Below are 9,731 nucleotides of genomic sequence, written 5' to 3' on the forward strand. Positions count from 1 at the left end.
CAGGGGAGCCGGGAAGAACTGACATCCCAATCGCGCACCAACGATCGATGACTGATGACTGATGACCAAAAACCGTCAACCGTTATCTATAACTGGAATCGCCGAGTTGACCAAAGATAACAAAGTACCGTTCTGCTCCTGCCCGTTGGCGGCTAAATCACTGTGACATAGATAAACCCGTTCTCCTACACGCCCTAATAAATCTCGCAAAATTCGCCGCAGTCTTTCTGTGTCGGCGCTTAAATCGTCCTCCGCCGTCCAAGGGCGACCGAACCGATGTTGTAAAAATAACGGCGCACCGTATAACGTTGCCGCACCACCACGCGACCACAAGGGAGAGCCTGCATCCAACCAAAATTGCCAACGATGAAACCGCCGACTAGAACGATATTGGAAGATAGTTGCTAAGGTGACAGCACGACTAGCAGCACCAATCGGACGCACGGGATAAGAATTTGCTGTAATTGTACCCCGTCGTAGCAGTTGAATGAATTGAGCGATCGTAATGTGAGCAGGGGTATCGATCCCTTCAGACTGCCGCAGCCGCGCATCGATTTCCCAATAGTGTTGAGCGGTCTCTAGTAATTCTCGTAATGCTGCTAACTGGTCGTAGGGAAGGTTACTGCCTTGCCAGAGAAATTTCTGAATAGCGCGGTCGAGTAGAACAATGGGACTGGGGAGCAGCCGTTGTTCTTGCTGCGATCGCTGATCTTCAATCCACTGCACGATCTGAGCATACGCTAAACTTGCCGCATAGCCCAAGCGATCCCAGCGATCGTAGGTAGTTGCTGGGAGTAAATTTGGATGTTCTGGGTGCGGTTGGAAGCAGTAGTCGGCAATCAAGCCAGCACGGACAGGATCGATTTGGAATTCGGAATTCGGAATTAATTGTGACTTGTGACTTGTAACTTGGGACTTGTCTTGCTTCCCCAGCTCCCCCAGCTCCCCCAGCTCTCTTCCCCCTGCTCCCTGCTTTCCTGCCTCTCGCCTCGTACTTAATACCACTAACATTTCCGCTACCAGATCTCGCTCGACTAAACGTCCTAAACCTGGGTAGACGAGGGTGAGGAGGGTGAGTAAGGCTCGGATAATCGGAGAACTTGTCAACGGGCGTTGGTCGTTCAGGGATTCGACAAAGATCCCGTGTTTAGTCAGAATTTCTACTAGGGTATAACGGGCGATCGCATCTAAACCAGGAGCAATTAAAGCTATTTCCTGCGGCTGAATCTGTCCCGATTTAATCGCTTGAATGATGAAATCGGCAGTTTGTCGCAGTAAGTCGCCCCGCGATATGGTTTGGATTGCTCGCACTGACTCTGGTAGCGAAAACAGTGCCAGTGGTTCCGTGACTAACTCTACTACTGGCGTTGCCAAATCGTCAGCCAGCGCGATCGAGGAAGGTTGGATAAATTCTATCTGACAGCGCTTTGCTAAGCCTTGCAAGTATTCGGGATCGGCTCCTAGTCCCAAACGCACGGCTCCATCGGGATTATAAGTAAACGCACCAACCGCCCCTCGGTCGAGGAGAAACTCAAACAAATCGCGGGCTATAGCTGGATAATCATCGACATCATCCGCCAGAATGTAGCGATAGCGTCGTAGTAAATGCTGCTGATAGTAGGGATCGCCTAAAAGATACTTGCTGTAGAGTTCTGTCGTGATTCCATAAGTCAAAAACCCCCTCTCCCAACACCAATTGCGCCAGTTCAGAATGAGGGAGTCGGGAGTCGTAGGGGCGGGTTTATCAAAAGATTCACGGCTTACGTCAATAGATCTTTGCTCAAAACCCGTCCGTACAGGGGAGTCGGGGAATTTTAGATTTTGAACTGCTCCTAGTCTCCTCGTCTCCTCTTCCAGTGCTGCAAGAATACACCCCACATCTTCAATCGCAGTGCCGCTATTTGCTGCTAACTGCAAGATATCCAGCAGGCGACGCACCCAACGAGACTCGCCGATCCCTGCTGGACGGGAAATTTCATCTAGCTGCTGTCGCCACAGGCGCGTGGCTAATTCCTGTTCGGTTTCTGGGCGCAAACGCACGGGAAACTGAGCTTTTAGCCCCAAAATCTGGAGCAGCAGGGGCCAAAATAAAGTGACTTCATCTTGAAAAAAACCTAATAAGGTTTTAGCGCGAATCGGATATTTACCATCTGTTGCTGCCGCTAATTTATCTCGTAATTCCCGCCGATTATCGTCATTTGCTGCTAAGACTAAAACTGCTGGTTCTCCTTGATAAGGATATAAGCGCTGTCGTCTCTCAGGGGACTGTTGGCGATCGCTTGCTTGCAACCACGTACAAAACTGTTCGACTAAACGAGTCGTTTTGCCGCTGCGAGTAGAACCAACCATCCAAACCGAAATAATTCGCACTAACTCTATCCTCGGAGATTTGTTAATATACCCGGTATGTTAATCAGTGACCAGTGACCAGTGACCAGTTATCAGTCATCAGTGACTAGCGAGCGATTGCTGGTGACTAGACATTAGAATCCAACCACTAGCCACTAGCCACTAACCACTATAAACTTGACTCAAGGCTGGCGATGAGAAATTATAGTTGGACGCAAAAAATTTATGCTTTCTTACGCTCTGCCCAACAGTGGTATTTTGACACGCCAGAGAGATCGCTCGATGAAGCTTACAAAGCTGCACTTCTAATTAAGACGATCGAAGATGAGCATTTTGGTGGTCGGAAAATCTCACCAGAATTCGCCAGTTTCGGACGCAATACGATGGCGATGTTTGAGTCAGATCTGAAAAAACATCTAAAAACGATTCGCATGAGACTCGTTGAGTTTAATGCCAGTCGTACTATTTTTGGAGATTCCAATCAAACTATTACTAAATTATCTAGGCAAGATGGGATAAATTCCAACAGGGATTCTTTTGCCATACAACAGAGAAACAATCCATCATTAATCTTAGAAAAACTTAGATTTATTGATGAGATCGCATCGAGATATCAGGAAGAACAAAAAGAAAATCTTCCTGCGATTAAGCCTCAAATTATGCGGTCGGATGCAGTTGTCAATAATCGAGATCTTCAAAGTACTCAAGAAAGACTTCGCTCCAATTCCATTGAAAGTTCAGAGAAAAATAATAAACCTAGTAGTAAAACTGAAGAGACTGGTGTATTACCTCGCTCGATCTTAAGTACCTTGAACCGACTGAAAGTAGAATTAGATCCGAGCGCTGAAGAAGAAGTTGTCAAAAATTTCCGGACTTCGCAAAGAAGAACTCTCATTTCAGTTAGATTAGTATTATTATTTGTTATAGTTCCTTTTCTAACTTTTCAAATTTCAAAGAATCTAGTTATTGGACCGCTTGTCGATCGCTTCCGCAATCCCGAACAGGTTACGATGTTTCTCAACTATGAAATGGAAGAAAAAGCATTAGAAGAAATGCGGAAGTCTGAGGAGAGACTGAGATTTCAAAATCTCCTAACCGGAGGCGAGGAAATCTCTCCAGTTGAGATTGAAAAGAGATTACAAGAGAGAGTCGCAGAAATTGCAGAAGAATTTCGTGCCGAAAGTTCTAATGCAATTAAAAATGTTTTTGCCGATCTACTCTCAGTTGGGGCTTTTATTTGGTTGCTACTCATGAGCAAACGAGAACTCGCTGTTTTAAAAGAGTTTTTCGATCAAATTGTTTACGGTTTAAGCGATAGTGCCAAAGCATTTATTATTATTCTATTCACAGATGTATTTGTTGGATTCCACTCTCCCCATGGTTGGGAAGTTGTTTTATCTAGCGTGTCGCGACATTTAGGATTACCAGAAAATCACGATTTTATCTTCTTATTTATCGCAACATTTCCCGTAATTCTCGACACGATTTTTAAGTACTGGATTTTCCGTTATCTCAACAGAATTTCTCCTTCTGCTGTAGCGACTTACCGCAATATGAATGAATAGTAATATTGGGCGAATAGAATTCGCGGCTATACAGGAAAAGACCGCCTGCGCGGTCTATGATTTAAATAGCCTGCCTACGCAGGCTGATTTTGTGTAGTGTCATTTTATCTGAGCGAACTGACTACCTGAGATGGCAAACTGTAACTAACTACAGGAGGAATTCCGGCTAGATCGAGAATTTGGGGGATCAAATCTTCTCGTTTCACTGCCATCATATGTACGCCGTCGCAAAGTTGACGAGCAATTTGCACTTGCTCGGCAGCAATTTTTATCCCTTCTGCTAAAGGCTCTTTGGCTTGAGCAAGGCGATCGATAATATGTTCGGGAATGTTTACGCCAGGAACGCAGCGATTGATAAATTGAGCATTTTTAGCCGATTTTAATAAGAAGATACCTGCTAAAACTGGTTTGTTACAACCAGATGCAATCTGAGTCATAAACTTTTCTAGGCGATCGAAATCAGTAATCAACTGACTTTGAAAAAACTGCGCCCCTGCTGCTAGTTTGCGTTCAAAGCGACTTTGCAATCCCGACCAACTTTTGCACTGCGGATCGACAGCCGCACCAACAAATAGATCTGTCGCCCCATCTGTCAAAGACTTATCATCGCAGTCTAAACCTTGATTCATTTTGCCGATTAGTTGTAGCAGTCGTACCGATTCCAGATCGAAGACACTTTTAGCATCGGTGCGATCGCCTGCTTTGACAGGATCGCCAGTTAAAGCCAAGATATTGTGAATGCCGAGGGCGTGTGCGCCTAGCAAGTCAGCTTCTAAGCCAATGCGGTTGCGATCGCGACAGGCAACTTGACAAATCGGTTCGATCCCTTGCTGAGAGAGAATAACAGAGGAGGCAAAAGAAGACATCCGTACTACGGCACGGCTACCATCGGTGATATTGACTGCGTGTACCCGTCCTTTAAGCGCCTGCGCCATTTGTAGCATGTGGCTGGGATCGCCACCCTTGGGAGGGGCAACTTCAGCTGTCACTAAAAACTCTCTGGCTTTGACGGCTTTGCGAAATGAATTTAAACGGGTTGTATTATGCATCAGATTTCAGTTTTAGTTATTAGGTATAGGTTATAGCACTGCACCCTGAAAACCTGACTCACTCTAAAGCGGTACGGAGTAGCCCAAAGCTGTTTTAACTTTGCTCAGGGTATCGTTAGCGATCGCGGCTGCTTTTTGCTTGCCATCGCGCAATACTGACTCTAGATATCCCTTATCTGCCATTACCTCGTTGTACTTATCTTGAATCGGTTTAAGGGCAGCGATCGTTGTTTCGGTTAGCAGTGGTTTAAATTGTCCCCAGCCCATATCTTGACACTCTGCTGCAACTTCCTGCTTGGTTTTGCCAGATAGTAGCATATAAAGAGTCAGAAGATTATTACATTCCGGTCTTTCGGGGTCATCGAATACCAAGCCGCGAATCGGATCGGTCTTACAGCGCTTAATTTTCTGTTGAATTTGGTCTGGTGTATCTAGCAAATTAATTCGGCTCAACTCTGAGGGATCTGACTTCGACATTTTTTTGGTTCCGTCCGTCAGACTCATCACCCTTGCGCCTTCTGCCCGAATCAAAGGTTCTGGTAACTTCAACACTGGGTTTTCACGGGCAAATTGATAGTTAAATCGTGCCGCAATGTCGCGAGTAATTTCTAAATGTTGCTTTTGATCCTCTCCTACGGGGACTTTATCAGGTTGGTAGAGTAAGATATCCGATGCCATTAGTACAGGGTAGTCTAATAAGCCAACGCTAACATTCTCTCCTTGTTTTACTGCCTTCTCTTTGAACTGGATCATGTCCTCTAACCAGTTCAACGGCGTTATGCAATTAAATAGCCAAGTCAATTCGCTGTGGGCGGGAACGTGAGATTGAATGAAAATAGTGGAGTGTTTTAGATCTAGACCACAAGCTAAGTATAGAGCTGCGAGCGTGTAAGTATTAGCTGCTAGTTCCTCTGGTTTGTGTGGCACGGTAATGGCATGTAGATCTGCCACAAAGAGATAATTTTCATACCGGCTTTGTCCTTCTACCCAGTTGCGAATTGCCCCTAAGTAGTTACCTAAGTGTAGATTGCCAGTGGATTGAATTCCAGAAAGAACGCGCATCGCCATAAATTATTAACTTGAACTTGAACTGGGTGTGGAAGGGATTTTATTGGTGGTGTGGGTCTATTTACTTTAGTTTCCCATTTTCTCCCGCTCTCGGCACGCGATCGCTACTGATAGAATCGAAAAATACGCGCTTGATTCTCAAAAATGGCTAAAGTCTTCGATCGCATCACGGACGAACTACAAGCATTCATCGCTAACCAACACATTTTTTTTGTAGCGACTGCACCCATCAGTTCAACCGGGCATATTAACGTTTCACCCAAAGGTTTAGACAGCTTTCGCATTCTCTCCCCTAATCGAGTTGCTTATTTAGACTTGACGGGTAGTGGTAACGAAACATCAGCCCATTTACAAGAAAACCGGCGTATCACCTTGATGTTTTGCGCTTTTCAGGGTTCTCCGTCTATTCTGCGACTTTACGGCAAAGGCTATACAGTTTTACCAAATGATTCTGAGTGGGATAGCCTATATCCCCTTTTTCCACCGACACCAGGAACGCGCCAAATCGTTGTAGCGGAGATCGATCGCGTGCAGACATCTTGCGGGTTTGGCGTACCGCTTTACGAACACCAAGGCGAACGAGATATTTTGATCGAGTGGGCGCACAAAAAAGGCGAACGAGGGTTACAAGACTATCAAAAGCAAAAAAACCTCGTCAGTATCGATGGTTTACCCACGCCTTTAGCAGCTAAAAATGAATGTCTTTAGATTTTAGTGACAGGCTCTTTCTAACCAATCCCTTTGTTCTTCCTCAGCAGGCAGAAAAGCGTAAAATCGCGCTTTTCTGGCATATGTATCGTTTTTAACAGCAGTAGGGGGCAGAAAATAGATATCTGATTTGGCAATGATGAAATTAGTAGCTTCATGCCAAATTGCCCGCAGCAATTCTCCTATACTCGGTTTCTGGTTGCTGTTCATATAGAAACTCCTGCAAAAATTCTGTATCTTACAATACTATTTTAAAACTCGAACAGAACTTTTGTATGCTCCTATAGTTACGATCGCGGAAAAAAACTACAGACCAAACCACCAGGATCGTCCGATGCAAAGGGTACTACCCGATCCTTTTGTACTTTGGTGCGATCGCGGCAATTATAAACTTCTGTATCCCCTTTCACACCATCTATACTGACATCTGCCCGATATTCCCAATAATTTTTGGCGCTGCGTTGAAGACTCAGAATGCAGATCTGATGTCCGTCGCGAATCCGACAAACACTAGCAACCGCAGGAAACGCGATCGCTAACGAAAGTAATAATATCGCAACAATAATCCTCAACCGAAACGACCTTCCACATAATCCTTAGTACGAGGATCGTTGGCATCGGAGAAGATTTTCTCCGTTTCGTCGAACTCCACCATCTGACCGATTCGGCTCTCATCCGTGCTGAAAAATGCCGTATAGTCAGATACGCGGGCGGCTTGTTGCATATTATGCGTCACGATCGCGATCGTCAGTTCTCCCCGCAAACTGTGAATTAATTCCTCAATCTTCATCGTCGAGATCGGATCGAGGGCAGATGCAGGTTCATCCATTAACAAAATCTTAGGTTTGACAGCTAGCGCCCTAGCAATACAAAGACGCTGCTGTTGTCCGCCCGATAAACCCAAAGCTGATTTTTTCAAATTATCCTTTACTTCATCCCACAAAGCCGCACCTTTGAGGGCAGATTCGACAATATCATCCAACTGCATCCGCGACGGACGAGACTGCGCTCTTACGCCATAAGCCACGTTATCGTAAATACTCATAGGGAAAGGATTAGGCTTTTGGAATACCATACCAATCTCGCGGCGCAGGCGATTCAGGTTGATACGGCGATCGTAAATATCTTGACCGAAAAACTCTACCTGACCCTCAACTTTAACTTTGCCTTCCAGTTCGCTAATGCGGTTAAGAGCTTTAATAAAAGTCGATTTACCACAGCCAGAAGGACCAATAATCGCGGTAACTTGTCCTTGGTAAATATCCATTGTGACGCGATCGATCGCCTTACGAGTGCCGTAGAAAAAATTTAGGCTTTTCACTCGCAGCGCTGGAATTAAATTTGTTGCTACTGATTTTGTGTAATTCATGAATGGGGGAGTCGGGAGTCGGGAGTCGGGAGTCGGGGGACAAGGGAGAATTTCTAGTCACTAGCCACCAGCCACCAGCCACTAGTCACTATCTTCTTCGGGTTACAATTCGCGAGATAATACTAATACATAAAACTAGTCCTACTAAAACTAAAGCCGCAGTCCATGCCATCTGGTTTTGGCCAAGGTCGGGAGAGTTAGCGTAGTTGTAAATCAGGACGGATAGCGAGGGGGTAGGATTAAACAATCCATCGGGCCAGCTAATACTAAATAAAGCAGTAAATAGTAGCGGTGCTGTTTCACCAGCTGCGCGGGCAACAGCGAGTAAAACGCCTGTAGTGATGGCGGGAATTGCTGAAGCAACGACAACGCGAAATGTTGTTTGCAGACGATTTGCACCCAAGGCGGCGGAACCCAAGCGTTGGTGATTGGGAATCAGTTTCAAAGCTTCTTCCGTCGTCAGCGCCACAATTGGCAGCATGATGATTGCAAGGGCAAAACCTCCAGCTACGGCAGAAAATTGCGTGACTTTGCTTAAGATCAACACGCCGTAAGCAAATACACCTGCAATGATTGAAGGTATACCCGTGAGAATGGTAATGATAAAGCGGATCGAATTTCCGACCGTCGTGCCTCTACCAAATTCAGATAAGAAAATCCCTGTTAGCACTCCTACTGGAATTGCGATCGCCGAAGCAATACCTACCATCATTAAAGTCCCCAAGATCGCATTACCAAAACCATTGGGAACGTCAGTTACGCCTACGGGGGCAGGTATATTTGTAAACACAGCCCAGCTAAAGTTTTGACCACCCCTCAGCAGAATTTCGAGCAAGATCGATCCTAGAGGTAATATAGCTAGAGCCGTTAAGAGCAGAGCGATCGCAGTCATACCGCTATTAAAAACTGCTCTGTATGTAGGCAAGGGACGGCGTAATTCTGCTGCCAAAGATGGGTCGATCTTTTCTGCAATTGGGCGATCGTGCATAGATATTTAGTCTAAAAATTGATGATGGAGAAAGGCAGATAATAGCAAACAGAATAGATTTACATCGTGGCGATCGCTATTTAATTTAATCAATTGTGTCGGCTAATAAATTTTACCAGAGCTACTGAAGCAATATTTACCAGTAGCGTGACTAAAAATAAAATTAAAGCTAAGTACATTAACGCACCGACGTGCAATCCATCTAATGCTTCGCCAAACTCATTCGCTAGCACGGCTGGAATCGTATATCCCACATCTAACAATGAAGGGCTGATTTGTGCTGTATTTCCGATTACCATCGTCACAGCCATTGTTTCTCCTAGCGCTCGTCCGAGTGCCAAAATTGCCGCTCCAACTATGCCAGAAATACCTGCTGGTAACAGCACGCCAAAGATAGTTTCCCAACGGGTTGCACCCAAAGACATCGAACCACTGCGTAATTCTTTTGGGACGGCAAGTAAAACTTCGCGGCTAATTGCTGCCATTGTGGGCAAAACCATAATTGCCAGAATCACGCCTGCACTCGACATCCCATAGCCTGCTGGTGGAGTGCTAAACAGCGGTATCCAAGCGAAATGGTCGTAAAGCCATTGTTGAATCGGTTGCAAGAACGGAATGAGTACGAAAATGCCCCA

Annotated in this window: 10 protein-coding genes; 2 read left to right on the forward strand and 8 right to left on the reverse strand. The window is 45.5% G+C overall.

All coding sequences use genetic code 11. From position 1 onward, the window contains the following. Positions 1-75: 75 nt before the first annotated feature. Positions 76-2,349 (reverse strand): recombinase family protein, encoded by a 2,274-nt coding sequence (locus tag ACRC32_RS27175; RefSeq protein WP_438556911.1) that lies wholly within the window; start codon positions 2,347-2,349, stop codon positions 76-78. A 194-nt stretch (positions 2,350-2,543) separates the two neighbouring features. Between ACRC32_RS27175 and ACRC32_RS27180 the strand changes: the two genes are divergently transcribed. Beyond that, on the forward strand, positions 2,544-3,914 hold the full coding sequence (locus ACRC32_RS27180) for a proton extrusion protein PcxA (protein WP_438556902.1): 1,371 nt from the start codon (positions 2,544-2,546) through the stop codon (positions 3,912-3,914). Between the two features lie 104 nt (positions 3,915-4,018). Here the strand turns inward: ACRC32_RS27180 and ACRC32_RS27185 are convergent, their stop codons facing one another. Together ACRC32_RS27185 and trpS are read right to left on the reverse strand one after the other, a co-directional pair. Further along, the gene (locus ACRC32_RS27185; RefSeq protein ID WP_438556903.1) at positions 4,019-4,963 is read right to left on the reverse strand and encodes a methylenetetrahydrofolate reductase; all 945 of its coding nucleotides are present in this window, start codon (positions 4,961-4,963) and stop codon (positions 4,019-4,021) included. A 63-nt stretch (positions 4,964-5,026) separates the two neighbouring features. Then, complete coding sequence (gene trpS, locus ACRC32_RS27190) at positions 5,027-6,031, reverse strand: tryptophan--tRNA ligase (protein WP_438556904.1); 1,005 nt, start codon at positions 6,029-6,031, stop codon at positions 5,027-5,029. 144 nt (positions 6,032-6,175) lie between these two features. Between trpS and ACRC32_RS27195 the strand changes: the two genes are divergently transcribed. Continuing rightward, positions 6,176-6,739 (forward strand): pyridoxamine 5'-phosphate oxidase family protein, encoded by a 564-nt coding sequence (locus ACRC32_RS27195; RefSeq protein ID WP_438556905.1) that lies wholly within the window; start codon positions 6,176-6,178, stop codon positions 6,737-6,739. Positions 6,740-6,742: 3 nt separating this feature from the next. Here the strand turns inward: ACRC32_RS27195 and ACRC32_RS27200 are convergent, their stop codons facing one another. From ACRC32_RS27200 to ACRC32_RS27220, 5 genes are all read right to left on the reverse strand, one after another. Further along, the gene (locus ACRC32_RS27200; RefSeq protein WP_438556906.1) at positions 6,743-6,949 is read right to left on the reverse strand and encodes a hypothetical protein; all 207 of its coding nucleotides are present in this window, start codon (positions 6,947-6,949) and stop codon (positions 6,743-6,745) included. A 77-nt stretch (positions 6,950-7,026) separates the two neighbouring features. Next, a complete protein-coding gene (locus ACRC32_RS27205) occupies positions 7,027-7,311 on the reverse strand; it encodes a hypothetical protein (RefSeq protein WP_438556907.1) in 285 nt (94 codons plus the stop codon). Beyond that, entirely contained in the window at positions 7,308-8,108 is an 801-nt protein-coding gene (gene pstB / locus ACRC32_RS27210; protein WP_438556908.1) for a phosphate ABC transporter ATP-binding protein PstB, read from the reverse strand. The genes ACRC32_RS27205 and pstB overlap by 4 nt, the downstream gene beginning before the upstream one ends. Positions 8,109-8,196: 88 nt before the next feature. Further along, on the reverse strand, positions 8,197-9,096 hold the full coding sequence (gene pstA / locus ACRC32_RS27215) for a phosphate ABC transporter permease PstA (protein ID WP_438556909.1): 900 nt from the start codon (positions 9,094-9,096) through the stop codon (positions 8,197-8,199). Between the two features lie 89 nt (positions 9,097-9,185). After that, on the reverse strand, positions 9,186-9,731 hold a 546-nt coding region (locus tag ACRC32_RS27220), incomplete at its 5' end, for a PstC family ABC transporter permease (RefSeq protein WP_438556910.1).

It is taken from the genome of Chroococcidiopsis sp., assembly GCF_051657925.1.
Taxonomy (GTDB): Bacteria; Cyanobacteriota; Cyanobacteriia; order Cyanobacteriales; family Chroococcidiopsidaceae; genus Chroococcidiopsis.

Excerpts from the sequence above, each read along its gene's own strand:
- ACRC32_RS27175 (WP_438556911.1), bottom strand. The coding sequence starts at position 2,349 with ATGGTTGGTTCTACTCGCAGCGGCAAAACGACTCGTTTAGTCGAACAG.
- ACRC32_RS27185 (WP_438556903.1), bottom strand. The coding sequence starts at position 4,963 with ATGCATAATACAACCCGTTTAAATTCATTTCGCAAAGCCGTCAAAGCC.
- ACRC32_RS27180 (WP_438556902.1), top strand. The coding sequence starts at position 2,544 with ATGAGAAATTATAGTTGGACGCAAAAAATTTATGCTTTCTTACGCTCT.
- pstB (WP_438556908.1), bottom strand. The coding sequence starts at position 8,108 with ATGAATTACACAAAATCAGTAGCAACAAATTTAATTCCAGCGCTGCGA.
- ACRC32_RS27200 (WP_438556906.1), bottom strand. The coding sequence starts at position 6,949 with ATGAACAGCAACCAGAAACCGAGTATAGGAGAATTGCTGCGGGCAATT.
- pstA (WP_438556909.1), bottom strand. The coding sequence starts at position 9,096 with ATGCACGATCGCCCAATTGCAGAAAAGATCGACCCATCTTTGGCAGCA.
- ACRC32_RS27195 (WP_438556905.1), top strand. The coding sequence starts at position 6,176 with ATGGCTAAAGTCTTCGATCGCATCACGGACGAACTACAAGCATTCATC.
- trpS (WP_438556904.1), bottom strand. The coding sequence starts at position 6,031 with ATGGCGATGCGCGTTCTTTCTGGAATTCAATCCACTGGCAATCTACAC.